This is a genomic window from Geodermatophilus sp. SYSU D00525 (genome assembly GCF_054050475.1).
Genome location: NZ_JBJGZK010000026.1, coordinates 1 through 14596, shown reverse-complemented (window position 1 = coordinate 14596; position 14596 = coordinate 1). Strand labels below are relative to the sequence as shown.

General features: G+C 75.9%; 14 protein-coding genes. 4 read left to right on the top strand and 10 right to left on the bottom strand.

The annotated features are described in order from the left end of the window. The first annotated feature begins 133 nt into the window (after nucleotides 1–133). Nucleotides 134–439: a hypothetical protein gene (locus ACI796_RS18525; protein ID WP_456942691.1), complete on the top strand. Its 306-nt coding sequence runs from the start codon at nucleotides 134–136 to the stop codon at nucleotides 437–439. A gap of 96 nt (nucleotides 440–535) precedes the next feature. Here the strand turns inward: ACI796_RS18525 and ACI796_RS18520 are convergent, their stop codons facing one another. The 4 genes from ACI796_RS18520 to ACI796_RS18505 all read right to left on the bottom strand — a co-directional run bounded on the left by ACI796_RS18520 (nucleotide 536) and on the right by ACI796_RS18505 (nucleotide 5911). Further along, the gene (locus ACI796_RS18520) at nucleotides 536–3415 is read right to left on the bottom strand and encodes a vitamin B12-dependent ribonucleotide reductase (RefSeq protein ID WP_456942690.1); all 2880 of its coding nucleotides are present in this window, start codon (nucleotides 3413–3415) and stop codon (nucleotides 536–538) included. Nucleotides 3416–3551: 136 nt separating this feature from the next. After that, nucleotides 3552–4097 (bottom strand): transcriptional regulator NrdR, encoded by a 546-nt coding sequence (gene nrdR / locus ACI796_RS18515; protein ID WP_387992657.1) that lies wholly within the window; start codon nucleotides 4095–4097, stop codon nucleotides 3552–3554. Between the two features lie 491 nt (nucleotides 4098–4588). Continuing rightward, nucleotides 4589–5164, bottom strand: a complete 576-nt coding sequence (locus ACI796_RS18510) for a hypothetical protein (RefSeq protein WP_456942689.1) — start codon at nucleotides 5162–5164, stop codon at nucleotides 4589–4591. 117 nt (nucleotides 5165–5281) lie between these two features. Further along, nucleotides 5282–5911, bottom strand: a complete 630-nt coding sequence (locus ACI796_RS18505; protein WP_456942688.1) for a LysM peptidoglycan-binding domain-containing protein — start codon at nucleotides 5909–5911, stop codon at nucleotides 5282–5284. A gap of 236 nt (nucleotides 5912–6147) precedes the next feature. Between ACI796_RS18505 and lexA the strand changes: the two genes are divergently transcribed. Continuing rightward, entirely contained in the window at nucleotides 6148–6924 is a 777-nt protein-coding gene (lexA, locus tag ACI796_RS18500) for a transcriptional repressor LexA (RefSeq protein ID WP_456942687.1), read from the top strand. Between the two features lie 27 nt (nucleotides 6925–6951). Here the strand turns inward: lexA and ACI796_RS18495 are convergent, their stop codons facing one another. The 3 genes from ACI796_RS18495 to hflX all read right to left on the bottom strand — a co-directional run bounded on the left by ACI796_RS18495 (nucleotide 6952) and on the right by hflX (nucleotide 10322). Next, nucleotides 6952–8022 carry a hypothetical protein gene (locus ACI796_RS18495; protein WP_456942686.1) on the bottom strand — a complete coding sequence of 357 codons (1071 nt, stop codon included), beginning with the start codon at nucleotides 8020–8022 and terminating at the stop codon, nucleotides 6952–6954. After that, nucleotides 7994–8743, bottom strand: a complete 750-nt coding sequence (locus tag ACI796_RS18490; protein ID WP_456942685.1) for a phosphatase PAP2 family protein — start codon at nucleotides 8741–8743, stop codon at nucleotides 7994–7996. Before ACI796_RS18490 ends, ACI796_RS18495 begins: the two co-directional genes overlap by 29 nt. Nucleotides 8744–8858: 115 nt before the next feature. Then, nucleotides 8859–10322: a GTPase HflX gene (hflX, locus tag ACI796_RS18485; RefSeq protein ID WP_456942684.1), complete on the bottom strand. Its 1464-nt coding sequence runs from the start codon at nucleotides 10320–10322 to the stop codon at nucleotides 8859–8861. Between the two features lie 150 nt (nucleotides 10323–10472). On the opposite strand from hflX, the gene ACI796_RS18480 reads away from it, so the two are divergent. Next, nucleotides 10473–10676: a hypothetical protein gene (locus ACI796_RS18480; RefSeq protein ID WP_456942683.1), complete on the top strand. Its 204-nt coding sequence runs from the start codon at nucleotides 10473–10475 to the stop codon at nucleotides 10674–10676. Here ACI796_RS18480 and dapF read toward each other — a convergent pair. The 3 genes from dapF to ACI796_RS18465 are packed head-to-tail and all read right to left on the bottom strand — an operon-like array spanning nucleotide 10673 to nucleotide 13166. Continuing rightward, complete coding sequence (gene dapF / locus ACI796_RS18475) at nucleotides 10673–11560, bottom strand: diaminopimelate epimerase (RefSeq protein ID WP_456942682.1); 888 nt, start codon at nucleotides 11558–11560, stop codon at nucleotides 10673–10675. The two genes, ACI796_RS18480 and dapF, sit on opposite strands and share 4 nt — an antisense overlap. Then, on the bottom strand, nucleotides 11557–12477 hold the full coding sequence (gene miaA / locus ACI796_RS18470; RefSeq protein WP_456942681.1) for a tRNA (adenosine(37)-N6)-dimethylallyltransferase MiaA: 921 nt from the start codon (nucleotides 12475–12477) through the stop codon (nucleotides 11557–11559). The genes dapF and miaA overlap by 4 nt, the downstream gene beginning before the upstream one ends. Then, complete coding sequence (locus ACI796_RS18465) at nucleotides 12474–13166, bottom strand: hypothetical protein (protein WP_456942680.1); 693 nt, start codon at nucleotides 13164–13166, stop codon at nucleotides 12474–12476. The genes miaA and ACI796_RS18465 overlap by 4 nt, the downstream gene beginning before the upstream one ends. 40 nt (nucleotides 13167–13206) lie before the next feature. On the opposite strand from ACI796_RS18465, the gene ACI796_RS18460 reads away from it, so the two are divergent. Then, on the top strand, nucleotides 13207–14596 hold a 1390-nt coding region (locus ACI796_RS18460), incomplete at its 3' end, for a DUF349 domain-containing protein (protein WP_456942679.1).

Below are 14596 nucleotides of genomic sequence, written 5' to 3'. Positions count from 1 at the left end.
GCGCCTCCTGTGCGGACCGGTAGTCCACCGCCGCCGGAGGTGGCCTGTCCAGACGCTCGGCAGCGGTCCGGCCCGGGAGCGCCCGGACGTCGACGCCCTCCTCCGCCCAGCTGCCGTCGGGCACCATCCGGCCGTGGACCCCGAGCAGCTGCTGCGGACGGCGGCCGACCGACTGGACGCGCTCGCCGCCCGGACGACCCCCGGCGACTGGCGCACCGGCGGACTGCTGGCGACCCGCCCCGAGGTGGTCGCGCACCTCCCCGACGGGGGCACCGAGCACGTGGCCGAGGCGCGGTCCGGCACCGGTGCGTGGATCGCGGCCCTCTCCCCCGCGCTGGCCGCGCCGCTCGCGAGCTGGCTGCGCGCCACGGCGACGCACGAGCCGGCCGACCCGGCGGCCGGGGCGTTCGCCCGGGCGCTGCTGGCACGGCTGCCCTGACCCGTCGCGCCCGTGGGACGCCACCGGCCCGGCCCCCTGCGGGGGACCGGGCCGGTGGCGACCTCGGTGGTCAGGGACGAACCCCGACCGGTCGGGTCAGCTGCAGCCGCTGGTGGAGCCGCAGCCCTCGCAGACGTAGCAGCTGCCGGCCGGGCGCATCTTCGTGCCGCAGGTCATGCACAGCGGCGCGTCGGTGACGTTGCCGGTGACCAGCTCGAGCAGCTCGGCCGAGGAGTGGGCCTCCTTGGCCGGCTTCCCGGCGGCCGGCTCCGGCTTGGCCGGGGCCTCGGTCGGCACCGAGCCGCGCAGCGCCTCGACGTCGACCTCCTCCTCCTCGACGACCTCCGCCGTCGAGGCCGAGCCGCCGTAGGTGCCCGACACCTGCGCCGCCCGCTCCTCGGCGGTGAAGATGCCGAGGGTCGCGCGGGTCTCGACCGGCAGGTGGTCCAGCGCCAGGCGACGGAAGATGTAGTCCATCACCGACTGGGCGATCCGGATGTCCGGGTCGTCGGTCATGCCGGCCGGCTCGAAGCGCATGTTGGTGAACTTCTGGATGTAGGTCTCCAGCGGCACACCGTGCTGCAGCGCGATCGAGATGCCGATCGAGAAGGCGTCCATGACACCGGCCAGGGTCGAGCCCTGCTTGCCGAGCTTGAGGAACACCTCGCCGAGGTTGCCGTCCTCGTACATCCCGGCGGTCATGTAGCCCTCGGCGCCGGCGACGCTGAACGACGTCGTCATGCTCTGCCGCTTCTTCGGCAGCCGGCGGCGGACCGGGTGCGACGTCGTGGCGACCGGAGCGGCCTCCACCTCGACCGTGGCCCCACCGTCGGCAGTGGCCTTCTTGGCCTTGGCGTCGGACAGCGGCTGGCCGACCTTGCAGTTGTCGCGGTAGATCGCCAGCGCCTTGAGGCCGAGCTTCCAGCCCTGGAAGTAGATGTTCTCGACGTCCTCGACGGTCGCCGTCTCCGGCATGTTGACCGTCTTGCTGATCGCGCCGGAGATGAACGGCTGCACCGCGGCCATCATGCGGACGTGGCCCATCGGGGAGATGGCCCGCTCGCCCATGGCGCAGTCGAACACCTCGTAGTGCTCCGGGCGCAGGCTCGGGGCGTCGACGACGTGGCCGTGCTCGGCGATGTACTCGACGATCGCCTCGACCTGCTCGTCCTGGTAGCCCAGGCTCTTCAGCGCCCGCGGGACCGTCTGGTTGACGATCTGCATGGACCCGCCGCCGACCAGCTTCTTGTACTTGACCAGCGAGAAGTCCGGCTCGATGCCGGTCGTGTCGCAGTCCATCATGAAGCCGATGGTCCCGGTGGGGGCGAGGACCGAGGCCTGCGCGTTGCGCCAGCCGTTGTCCGCGCCGATCTCCAGGCACTCCTGCCACTGGGCGGTGGCGGCCCGCAGCACGTCGGCGTCGTCGGCGCCGACCGGGCGGATGGCGTCGTTGGCGGCGGCGTGCTTGCGCATGACGCGGGCGTGCGCGTCGGCGTTGCGGGCGAAGCCCTCGTAGGCGCCGACGATGCCGGCGAGCTCGGCCGAGCGGCGGTAGGCGGTGCCGGTCATCAGCGAGGTGATGGCCGCGGCCAGGGTCTGGCCGCCCCGCGAGTCGTAGGCGTGGCCGGTGGCCATCAGCAGCGCGCCGAGGTTGGCGTAGCCGATGCCCAGCTGCCGGTAGGCGCGGGTGGTCTCACCGATCGGCTCGGTCGGGAAGTCCGCGAAGCAGATCGAGATGTCCATCGCGGTGATGACCAGCTCGACGGCCTTGACGAAGGTCTTGGCGTCGAACGTCCCGTCGTCCTTGAGGAACTTCATGAGGTTCAGGGACGCCAGGTTGCACGAGCTGTTGTCCAGGCTCATGTACTCCGAGCAGGGGTTGGACGCGTTGATCCGGCCCGTCTCGGGGTTGGTGTGCCAGTCGTTGATCGTGTCGTCGTACTGGATGCCGGGGTCGGCGCACTCCCAGGCGGCCTGGGTGACCTTGCGGAACAGGTCCCGGGCGTCGACCTTCTCGATCACCGAGCCGTCGAGGCGGGCGCGCAGGCCGAAGTCGGTGCCGTCCTCCACCGCGCGCATGAACTCGTCGGAGACGCGGACCGAGTTGTTGGCGTTCTGGTACTGGACGCTGGTGATGTCCTTGCCGCCGAGGTCCATGTCGTACCCGGCGTCGCGCAGCGCGCGGATCTTGTCCTCCTCGCGCGCCTTGGTCTCGATGAACTCCTCGATGTCGGGGTGGTCGATGTCGAGGACGACCATCTTGGCCGCGCGCCGGGTGGCGCCGCCGGACTTGATGGTCCCGGCGGAGGCGTCGGCGCCGCGCATGAAGCTGACCGGGCCGGAGGCGGTGCCGCCGGAGGACAGCAGCTCCTTGGACGAGCGGATGCGGGAGAGGTTCAGGCCGGCGCCGGAGCCGCCCTTGAAGATCAGCCCCTCCTCCCGGTACCAGTTGAGGATCGAGTCCATCGTGTCGTCGACGGCGAGGATGAAGCAGGCGCTGACCTGCTGGGGCGCGCTCGTGCCGACGTTGAACCACACGGGGCTGTTGAAGCTGAACACCTGGTGCAGCAGCATCCAGGACAGCTCGTGCTCGAAGACCTCGGCGTCGCCCTCGGTGGCGAAGTAGCCGTGCTCGCGGCCGGCCGCGCCGTAGGTGAGCACCACCCGGTCGATGAGCTGACGCAGGCTGCTCTCCCGCTGCGGGGTGCCGACGGCGCCGCGGAAGTACTTCGTGGTGACGATGTTGGTGGCGTTGATGCTCCACTCGGCGGGGAACTCGACGCCGCGCTGCTCGAAGTTGATCGAGCCGTCACGCCAGTTGGTCATGACGACGTCGCGACGCTCCCACGTCACCTCGTCGTACGGGTGGACGCCGGCGGTCGTGTAGACCCGCTTGACCTTCAGGCCCTTCCCCCTGGTCGGCGCCTTGGCGACCCGGCGCGTACGGCCTGCCGGGCGGTCCTCGATCTCGGTCACGAGCTCTCCCTCGGTGAGTGGTGCGGGCGGCTGGGGAAGAGAGCCGCCCTGTTCCTATCCGGTGCTGCTGACGGTTTCGGTGGTGCTGGGAGGGCCGGCGACGCTGCCGGCGCACGTCTGGTCGCGCGGGCGGCGGTCAGCCGTCGCGGGCGGTGGAGGGGGTGCGGGCGGAGCCGCGCCGGCGCGGCGCCGGCGGCTCGATCTGCAGCCCGGGCAGCGGCGGGGTGCCGCCGCGGTGGTGGCGGGCCCGCAGCTCGGTGATCTCCTTCTCGAAGTCCTCGACCGAGGTGAAGGCGCGGTAGACGCTGGCGAAGCGCAGGTAGGCGACCTCGTCGAGCTCGCGCAGCGGCTGCAGGATGGCCAGCCCGACCTCGTGGCTGGGGACCTCGGCCACGCCGCTGGCGCGGATCGCGTCCTCCACCTGCTGGGCCAGCTGCTGGAGCTGGTCCTCGTCGACCGGCCGGCCCTGGCAGGCGCGCCGCACGCCGGCGACGACCTTGGTCCGGTTGAACGGCTCGCTCACCCCGCTGCGCTTGACGACGGCGAGCACCGCCTCCTCGACGGTGGTGAAACGGCGGCCGCAGGCCGGGCACGAGCGGCGGCGACGGGTGGTTGCCCCCTCGTCGGCCTCGCGCGAGTCGATCACGCGGCTGTCGGGGTTGTGGCAGAACGGGCAGCGCACTGCGGTTCACCTCCTCCGCGGGAGACCGGACCGGGGACCCGGTCGGGCGGCTGGTGCCGACGGGCTCGTCCGGCCCTGCCGGACCCGCCCGTCTGCGTCTGTCTGTGGACCCCTCTGGGGACATCCGGTGGACACCCCGTGGAGGTCCTGAGGACGGCCTGTGGAGGACTTCCATCGGTGCAACTACTAGATGTAGGGGGACAGTAGGCCCCGCTCCACTACATCTGCAAGACGAGAACGCGCGTGTCTCTTCCGTCGAGATCCGGCCGTGACCCCGTGGTGACCAGGGGCGAGCAGGGTCCCCTCCCGTCACACGACACGCCGGGACGCCGCGCGTGTCGGCGCGCGGGAGGGGGCGGGTGGGTGTATCGACCGCCCGTCAGGAGGGCGTCCACGAGCGCCTGCGGTGGCGCGCGGACGCCCGCCCGGATCGCCGGCGGGACGCCGGCACGGGAACCACGGGCCCCGGGAGCACTCGCCCCCGCGGCGGGTCAGACGGTCGGGCGGACGGCGGGGCGGCCGCCGCGGGGGTGCGGCACCAGGTCCCCGAGGCGGATCGGCCGGGTGTAGAGGCGGGCGTCCTCGGCGAGGGTGTCGGCAGCGGGAGGTGCGGCCACGGACCCGAGGGCGATGGCGGGCATCTCCGCCGTGACGGCGCGGTGCCGCCCGGCGCCGTGGACGGCCCGTGCGCGGTGCCGGCCCGCGCCACCGCCGACGGCGGGCATCTCGGCGGTCATGTCGAGGCCGTGTCGACGTGCTCGGCGGGAGCGCTCGAGCGCAGGGCCTGCCGCCCGGTCCGATGCCGCCACGGCTGCCGGCGGGACCTCGGGCGCCGGCGCGAGGTGCCGTTCGGGCAGTCGCACGTCGGCCAGCCCCACCCAGGTGCCGGCACCCTCGACCACCTCGGGGACGTCGGTCCGCAACCGCACCCAGGCCTCGCACACGCCGGCGTCGTCGTGTCGCCAGCCGAGCATCGCGCCGGGCACCCAGCTGCTGTTCACGAACACCTCGACGTCCTGTGGGGACCCGAAGGACACCGCTGCCTGGCTGTTCACGGCTGCTGACACGGTCCTCACCGTAAGTGTTGGTCTGCACTCATTTCGTGAGCGACGCGACCGCCGATGGTTGACGAACCGGGGAGGTCCGCCTCGTCAGTTCCGGCCGCCCGGCCGCCGGCGGAGCGCCTACGGCAGGCGCAGCACCTGGCCGGGGACGACGACCGCCGCCTCCAGGTCGTTGAGCTCCTCGATCGCGTCGACCACCGCGCGCACGTCCTGGCCGGGGCCGGCGACCTCCGCGGCGATCGACCACACCGTGTCACCGCTCTCGACCACGACGCTGCTCTCGCCGGCCAGGCGCAGGCCGTCATCAGGGGCGAGGACCCCCCGGCCGAGGGCGGCCCCGCCGACGCCGGCGGCGAGGACCAGCACGGTGACCAGGCGGCGCCCGCGACGGGTCAGCCGCACCGGCGACGGGGCCGGCGCGCACCGCGTGCGGACGGCGGTCCGGGCGGGCTCCGAGCGCACCGGCCGCCCGCTGGGGCGGGCCGGGTCGCGACGGGTGCGCGGCCCCTCGGCGGCCGGCCCGGCGGTGCGCGCGGGAGCCGCCGCGGGACGGTCGGGCACCGGCCGCAGGTGCCCCGCGACGCGGGGACCCGAGCCCGGCAGGCCCGCCCGCGGCGCCGGCCGGTCGGCGCGAGCCGGGACCGACCGACCCCCGCCGGCGGCCGTCCCGCCCTCCCCGCGGAGCGGCGGCCGCCACGGGACCCGGACCGCCGCGTCGAACTCGAGCACTGCCTGCCGCACGCTGCCCATGACCGCTCCTCCAGATCGGGTCCACCGAATCGAACGCGTGTTCGATCGAACGTCTGTCCGGATGTCTACCGCACGGGTCCGACGAGTGCGAGAGCGGCGCGGCGTGTCCTTCGAACACACGTTTGAACCTGTGGCGCCGGCGCGCTACGGTCCGTGCGGGCGCACCGCCCGCCGACCGGCCCCGGGCCGGGAGGGCGACGGACGGGCCGCGGGGACGCGGCCGGCGAGGAGGAGACGTGGCGGGCACGAGCGGGACCGGCCAGGGCACCCGGGGCGGCGCGGCGACCCGCCGTCCGGCCGCCGAGCGCGGTGCCGGCGCGGACGGCACGGGCGCCGTGCGCACCTTCCCCGACCGGGGCGAGGGCGGCGACGGCCTGACCCAGCGGCAGCGCCGGGTCCTCGAGGTCATCCGCGACTCGATCGAGCGGCGTGGCTACCCGCCCTCGGTCCGCGAGATCGGCGAGGCGGTCGGCCTGTCCTCGGCGTCGTCGGTCGCCCACCAGCTGTCGGTGCTGCAGAAGAAGGGCTGGCTGCGGCGCGACCCCAACCGGCCCCGCGCACTCGACGTCCGGCTGCCCGGCGAGACCGCGGGCGAGTCCGCCCCCGCGGCGCCCGCCGCGGCCGCCGACGGCTCGGCGGCCCCCACCTACGTCCCGCTGGTCGGGCGGATCGCGGCCGGTGGCCCGGTGCTCGCCGAGCAGGCCGTCGAGGACGTCTTCCCGCTCCCCCGCGAGCTCGTCGGCGAGGGCACGCTGTTCATGCTGCGCGTCGCCGGTGACTCGATGGTCGACGCGGCCATCTGCGACGGCGACTGGGTCGTCGTCCGCCAGCAGCCCACCGCCGAGAACGGCGAGATCGTCGCCGCGATGCTCGACGGCGAGGCCACGGTCAAGACGTACAAGCGCCGCGACGGGCACGTCTGGCTGCTGCCGCACAACCCGGCCTACGAGCCGATCCCCGGCGACGAGGCCACCGTCCTCGGCCGCGTCGTCACCGTCCTGCGGCGGGTCTGAGCCGCAGGTCCCCACCGGTGCCGGAGCTCAGGCGCTGGCGGGCGGACCACCGGACCGGCGGCGGCGCAGCCGCCCGCCGATCCACACCAACGCGGTCGCGACGACGGCGGCGGCCACGCCGGCGGCCACCGGCGACAGGCCCCCGGCGTCCCCGCCGAGCAGGGCCGACGGCGACGGGTCGGCCGCGGGGGGCGCCGCCGTCGTGGGCGGCGCGGACCCCGCCGGGACCGGCACCGCGGTCACGTCCCCGGGGAGGCCCTCGCCGGCCACCAGCAGCGCGCTGCCGTCCGCGGTGAACGACACGGCCTCCCCCTGCGGTGCCTCGGGCAGGGCGATCCGCACCGGCTCGCCGGCCAGCGCCCCCGGGACGTCGGCCCCGGCGAGCGGCCAGACGTAGGCGTCGGTGTAGGTGCGCAGCGCGATCCGGCTGCCGTCGCGGGCGACCGCCCCGCCGGTGACCAGCAGCTGCCCGGCCCGGCCCACGGGACCGCCGGGCGTGCCGGTGAGGGTGAACGCGACGGTGCCGACGTCGGCCAGCGCGACCGTGCCGCCGTCGACCAGCGGCGCCGCCGGCCGGTAGACGTGGCTGGCGCCGAGCACCTCCTTGGTCACGATGTACGGGGTCCCGTCGGGGGCGAGCAGCAGCGCCTCGGCGTCGTGCGGGCCGTCGGGGTAGGTCAGCCGGTACAGCGCCGTCCCGCCGTCGGGCCGCAGCGCGACGAGCGCGACCGTCGTCCGGACGGTGGTGTTGTCGCCGGTGTCGGCCAGCCACACCGTGCCGTCGGGGCCGACGCCGAGGTCCTCGGGGTCGTAGGGGTCCACCGGCGCGGTGGTCACGTCGACGACCTGGCACGCGCCGTCGAGCACGTACACGGCGACCTCGTCCCCGCCGTCGACCACGGCGAGCATCCGGTCGCCGACGTCCACCAGGCCGGAGAGCTCGGCCAGCCGCGGGTCGGTCACCTGGCAGCGGACCGAGGGAGCGGCCGGCTCCTCGGCCGCGGCCGGCGCCGCCCGGAGGGCGAGCAGGCCCGCGGTCAGCAGGACGGCCGGTGCCCGCCGGACGGTGCTACGCGGACGGGCGGCCGGACCGGGCACTCGCCCAGCGTGACAGCACCAGCGCGTCGAGTGCGTGAACCACGCCCAGCAGCAGCAGCCCGACGGCCGCGCCCACCACGGCGTCGGTGACCCAGTGGAAGTCCAGCGAGACCATCGCGATCCCGGTGGCCACCGGCCCGACGACGGCCAGCCACCACAGGGTGCGCTGCACCCGCGGCCCGAGTCCGTACTCGACCGCCTGCCAGCGCGCCACGCCCCACATGAGCACGGCGTTGGCCACGTGCCCGGAGGGGTAGCTGGCGCCGTCGCGGTGGAAGAAAGAACCGGGATAGGCGGGGGCGGTGCGGCCGGTGCCGAACTTGAACGCGTAGACGACGACGGTGAGCAGCGCCAGTGCGGTGACCACCCGCAGCAGCGGCAGCACCGTCCGCTCGCGCACGCACAGCCAGCCGACCAGGGCGGCCAGCACGATGAGGATGGTGCCGCGGCCGCCGATCTGGGTGACCGCCCAGACCGGCCAGTAGGCCGGGGAGTCGCGCAGGTCCCAGGCGCTGACCACCTCGGACACCTCGAGGTCCAGCCGCTCGAGCACCCCGCGGCTGAGCAGGTCGACGGTGACCCCGACGGTGACCGCGAACGCCACGACCAGCAGCCACCACGGCGGGCGCCCGCTCCCCACCACCGGCTCCGGGCGGGCGGTGGCCCGCTCCGGGCGCCCGGTCGGCGCGCCGGGGCTGCGCCGCACCACGCCGCTGGTCACGCGATCACGGTACCGGGCCGTGACCCGCCCGTGACCTCGGCGGGGCGGAACGGCGAGCCGCCCGGGCACCCGGCGCGGAGCCGGGCACCCGGGCGGGCGGGGGTGCGGGAGACGGTCAGCCGACCGGGACGGCGAACCGCTCGAGAGCGGCGGCCAGGCCGCCGTCGACGCGGGCGGTCAGCCGGGTGCCGCCGGCCTCGTGCTCCTCGCTGAGCACCTCGCCGTCGCGGTGGACGCGGGCCACCAGGTCGCCGCGGTCGTAGGGCACGAGCACCTCGACCTCGACGTCCGGGTGCGGCAGCCGGGCGGACACGATCTCGCGCAGCTGCTCGATGCCCTCGCCGGTGCGCGCGGAGACCCACACGGCCCCGGGCAGCGCCCGGCGCAGGGTCAGCACGTCGTCCTCGGTCATGGCGTCGACCTTGTTGACGACGATCAGCTCCGGCACCGCGGCGGCGTCGATCTCGCGCAGCACCACGTGCACCGCGTCGATCTGGCCGAGCGGGTCGGGGTCGGAGCCGTCGACGACGTGCAGCAGCAGGTCGGCGCCGGCCACCTCCTCCAGCGTCGAGCGGAACGCGTCGACGAGCTGGTGCGGCAGGTGCCGCACGAACCCGACGGTGTCGGTGAGCGTGTACTCGCGGCCGTCGGGCGACTGCGCGCGGCGCACCGTCGGGTCCAGGGTGGCGAACAGCGCGTTCTCGACCAGCACGCCGGCGCCGGTCAGCCGGTTGAGCAGGCTGGACTTGCCGGCGTTGGTGTACCCGGCGATCGCCACGCTCGGGACGGCGTGCCGGTCGCGCGCCGAGCGCTGGGTGGCCCGGGCGGTGGCCATGCCGGCGATCTCGCGGCGCAGCTTGCTCACCCGCGACCGGATCCGCCGTCGGTCGGTCTCGATCTTCGTCTCACCGGGACCGCGGGTACCGATGCCGCCACCGCCGGCGACGCGGCCACCGGCCTGCCGGGACAGCGACTCACCCCAGCCGCGCAGGCGCGGCAGCATGTACTGCATCTGCGCCAGCTCGACCTGGGCCTTGCCCTCCCGGCTGGTGGCGTGCTGGGCGAAGATGTCGAGGATCAGCGCGGTCCGGTCGACCACCTTGACCTTGAGGGTCTTCTCCAGCGCGTTCAGCTGGCCGGGGGTCAGCTCGCCGTCGCAGATCACCGTGTCCGCGCCGGTCGCGGCGACGATGTCGCGGATCTCGTTCGCCTTGCCCGAGCCCACGTACGTGCCGGCGTCGGGCTTGTCCCGCCGCTGGCTCACCGCCTCGAGCACCTGCGAACCCGCGGTCTCGGCGAGCGCGGCGAGCTCGGCCAGCGAGCGGTCGGCGTCGGCCTGGGTGCCCTCGGTCCACACGCCGACGAGCACGACGCGCTCGAGGCGCAGCTGCCGGTACTCGACCTCGGTGACGTCGGCGAGCTCGGTGGAGAGCCCGGCGACGCGGCGCAGCGCGCCACGGGCCTCGAGCGCGTAGGAGCCGGTCGTGTCGTCGTCCTCGTCCCACGGGCCGGCCGGCGCGGGACGGGTCTCGGCGAGCGTGTCGTCGTCGAGCGGGGTGCTCTCGGGGGCGGTCGTCATCACGTCCAGCGTGACACGCGCGTCGTCAGCGGTCACGTGGGTTGTCGTCTGTGCAGTCGTCATACGGTCGGTGCAACACCGGAAGGGCCCGAGTGCATCCCGCCGGGAGCCGGGTAGGTCGGGACGACGACCACGACGCAGGGAGGCACCGTGAGCACCAGCAGCGACACCGGCACCGACGACCCCGGCCGCGACCCGGTGGGCCTGGACCCGCCGCGCAACCCCTTCGGCGGCGCCGACCAGGACACCGGCCGCGGCGAGCCGCGCGGCACCGGCAACACCGGCCCGGCCGACAAGCCGGAGGCGCCCACCGACGAGCCCGGGACCCGCGCGGACACCCCGGACAACCCCTAGGAGTCCAGCCACTCCCGGGTCAGCTCTCCGGAGGCGACGACGACGGCGGGACCGCGCAGCACCGTCGTCTCCGGGGAGACGTCCACCGTGAGCCGGCCACCGGGGACGTCGACGACGACGGTGCCGCGCTGGGGCTCCTCGGAGCCGGCCGCCAGCGCCGCGTACGCCGTCGCGCAGGCGCCGGTGCCGCAGGAGCGCGTCTCCCCCACCCCGCGCTCGTGCACCCGCAGCCGCACGTGCGCGTCGGCGCCCTCGGCCGGGTTCGCCAGCACCCGCACGAACTCGACGTTGACGCCCTCCGGGAACAGGCCGGGGTCGAAGCTGGGCTGCCGGGTGAGGTCCAGGGCGTCGAGGTCGGCGTCGGTGAGGCAGACCAGGTGCGGGTTGCCCATCGACACCGCCTGCCCGGGGAACGCCCGACCGCCGACGGTGGCCTCGCCGCGGCCGAACGGGCGGGCCGGGCCCATGTCGACCCAGTAGGCGCCGTCGGCGCCGGCACCGACCCGCCGCGGGCCGCCCCGGGTGCCGACCAGCACGCCGTCGGCGCAGGCGGCGCGGTCGAGCAGGCCCTCGGTGACCAGGGCGTGCAGGAACAGCCGGATGCCGTTGCCGCACATCTCCGCGTGCGAGCCGTCGGCGTTGCGGTGGTCCATGAACCACTCGCAGGCGTCGAGGGCGTCGCCGAGGACGGCGGGGGCGTCGGGCACGTGCCGGCTGCGCACCACCCGGAGGACGCCGTCGCCCCCGAGGCCGGCGCGGCGCTCGCACAGCCGCTGCACGAGGGCGGCGTCGAGGCGGTCCTCCGACCAGCGGTCCCCGTCGGGGTCGGGCAGGACGACGAAGTCGTTCTCGGTGCCGTGCCCGAGGAGGAACCGGTCGCTCACCGCCCGATCGTACGGCCGGCGAGCAGCGCCCCGACGGCGTCGGCGAGGTCGGAGCGGGCGGCGTCGAACCACGTCGTCGTCGCGTCCCGGTGGAACCACGACCGCTGCCGGCGGACGAAGCGGCGGGTGGTGCCGACCGTCCGCTCGCGCGCCTCGTCGGGCGTCAGCTCGCCGTCGAACTGGGCGAGCACCTGCGCGTACCCGAGCGCCCGTGAGGCGGTGGGTCCCTCGCGCAGGCCCTCGGCGACCAGCGCCTCGACCTCGGCGACGAAGCCGGCGGCCCACATCCGGTCCACCCGGACGGCCACCCGCTCGTCGAGCTCGGCGGGCTCGCGGTCCAGGCCGACGACCACCGCCGGGTAGTGCGGCCGCGGCTCGGGCAGCGTCGCGCGGAACGGCCGGCCGGTGATCTCCACGACCTCCAGCGCGCGCACGATCCGCCGCCCGTTCGACGGCAGGACCGCAGCCGCGGCGGCGGGGTCGACCGCGGCCAGCCGGGCGTGCATCGCGGCGGGGCCGGACTCCTCCAGCTCGGCCTGCAGCCGGGCTCGCACGGCGGGGTCGGTGCCGGGCATGTCGAGGTCGTCGAGGACGGCGCGCACGTACAGGCCGGACCCGCCGACCAGCAGCGGCAGGACGCCGGAGGCGCGCAGCCGGTCGATCTCGGCGCGGGCCAGCCGCGCGTACTCGGCCACCGACGCCGCCTGCCGCACGGACCAGACGTCGAGCAGGTGGTGCGGCACGCCCCGCCGCTCGGCGAGGTCGGGCTTGGCGGTGCCGATGTCCATGCCGCGGTAGAGCTGCATCGAGTCGGCGTTGACCACCTCCCCGCCGAGCCGCTGCGCGAGCGTCACCGCGAGCGCGGTCTTGCCGGTCGCCGTCGGTCCCACGACGGCGACGACGGGCGGCGGCGTCACCGCACCGTCCAGGACGCGACGAGGTAGCCGACGCCGAAGGGCGCGCCGTCGAACCGCAGCTCCGCGGTGACGTCCCGGCCGGCCAGCAGCGCACCGACCGCCCGCCAGGCCGGCACGCCGGCCGCCAGCAGCCGCTCCCCCTCGGCCGGGTCCAGCGCGGCGAGCGCGGCGGCGTCCCCGGCGGCCAGCGCCGCGGCGACGGCGGCGTCGAAGGGCGCGGCGGCGGGGTCGAGGTGGCCGGGCGCCTTCTCGCTGCGGCGGGCCGAGCCGTCGCCCATGACCAGCAGGCCGGCACCGGGCAGCTCCCCGACGGCGGCGGCGAGGTCGCCGGGGCCCACGCCGACCCGGGGGCCGGGGTGCCCGGCGCGGCGCAGCAACCACGCACCGACGGTCAGCGACAGCGGCAGCGGCCGGCCCGCGGGCCGCACCTCCCCGTCCAGCGGCACCTCGACGTCCACGCCGAACCCGCGCAGGTCCCCGGCGTCGCCCGCGCCGTGGCGGCCCTCCGCGTCGGCGCCGACGACGACCACCGGGCCCGGCGCGGCGGCGGCCAGCGCGGCGACCGCGTCGGTGCAGGCCGACAGCAGCGCGGCGGTGTCCGCGGCGGCCCGTCCGGCGACCTCGGGGAGCAGCAGCGGCGGGCACGGGCAGAAGGCGACCGGGACGGCCGCGGCGGGACTGCTGCTCACCGGAGCAGTCTCGCCGATGCGGCGTGGGACACTGCGGTGCGTGTCGAGCACGACGAACCCCGGAGACGGGTCGCAGCAGGTCCCCTCGCCCGAGACGGCGGGTCCCGACGCGGTCGCCCCGGAGGCCGGGACTCCCGCCGCGCCCACCCCCGACGCGGCGGCGCTGGCCGACCCGACGGCGGCCGAGAGCACCCCCGAGGCCGCGCCGGAGACCCCCGCCGCAGGGACCGCCCCCGAGGCCGCGCCGGAGGCCCCCGCCCCCGAGACGCCTGCCCCCGAGACCGCACCGCCCGCCGGGGTGGTGACCGCGCCGGCCGCCGAGTCGGCGTCGGACCCCGCGCAGTGGGGCCGGGTCGACGAGGACGGCACCGTCTACGTGCGCACCGCCGACGGCGAGCGCGCGGTCGGCTCCTGGCAGGCCGGCGACCCGGCCGCGGGCCTGGCGCACTTCGCCCGCCGCTACGACGACCTGGCCACCGAGGTCAGGCTGCTCGAGGCGCGGCTCAAGGCGCACACCGGCAACCCGAACGAGCTCAAGGCCAAGGCGCAGGCGCTGGCCGACACCATCCCCACCGCCACCGCCGTCGGCGACCTCGACGGCCTGGCCGCCCGTGCCCGGGCGATGGTCGGCACCGCCGACTCCGCCGCCGCCGAGTCGCGCGCCGAGAAGGCCGCCGCCCGCGCCGCGCAGGTCGCCCGCAAGGAGGCGCTGGCCGCCGAGGCGGAGCAGATCGCCGCGGAGTCGACGTCGTGGAAGGCCGCCGGCGACCGGCTCAAGGCGATCGTCGAGGAGTGGAAGACGATCCGCGGGATCGACCGGAAGACCGACGAGGCGCTGTGGTCGCGCTTCGCCGCGGCCCGGGACGCCTTCGGCCGCCGCCGCGGCGCGCACTTCGCCGCCCTCGACGCGCAGCGCGGCGAGGCCCGCGCGGCCAAGCAGGAGCTCATCGCCGAGGCGCAGCGGCTGTCGACGTCGACCGACTGGGGCCCGACCAGCGCCGCGATGCGGTCGCTCATGGACCGCTGGAAGGCGGTGCCGCGCACCGGCCGCGACGGCGACGACGACCTGTGGAAGCAGTTCCGCGCCGCGCAGGACGTCTTCTTCACCGCCCGCGCCGAGTCGGACAAGGCGCGCAACTCCGAGCAGCTGGCCAACCAGCAGGCGAAGGAGGAACTGCTGGCCGAGGCCGAGAAGCTCGACCCGTCGACCGACCTGCGCGGCGCCCAGGCCGCGCTGCGCCGGATCCAGGAGCGCTACGACGCCATCGGCCACGTGCCGCGCGGCGCGATGCGCTCGCTGGAGGACCGCATGCAGGCCGTCGAGCAGCGGGGGGGGGGGGGCGGGGGGGCCGGCCCGGGGGGGCCCCCGCCCCCGCACACCCACCTCGCGGCCCACCCGCCCCCCCACACCACACACCCCCACCACCCCC

Excerpts from the sequence above, each read along its gene's own strand:
- ACI796_RS18505 (WP_456942688.1), bottom strand. The coding sequence starts at position 5,911 with ATGGGCAGCGTGCGGCAGGCAGTGCTCGAGTTCGACGCGGCGGTCCGG.
- hflX (WP_456942684.1), bottom strand. The coding sequence starts at position 10,322 with ATGACGACCGCCCCCGAGAGCACCCCGCTCGACGACGACACGCTCGCC.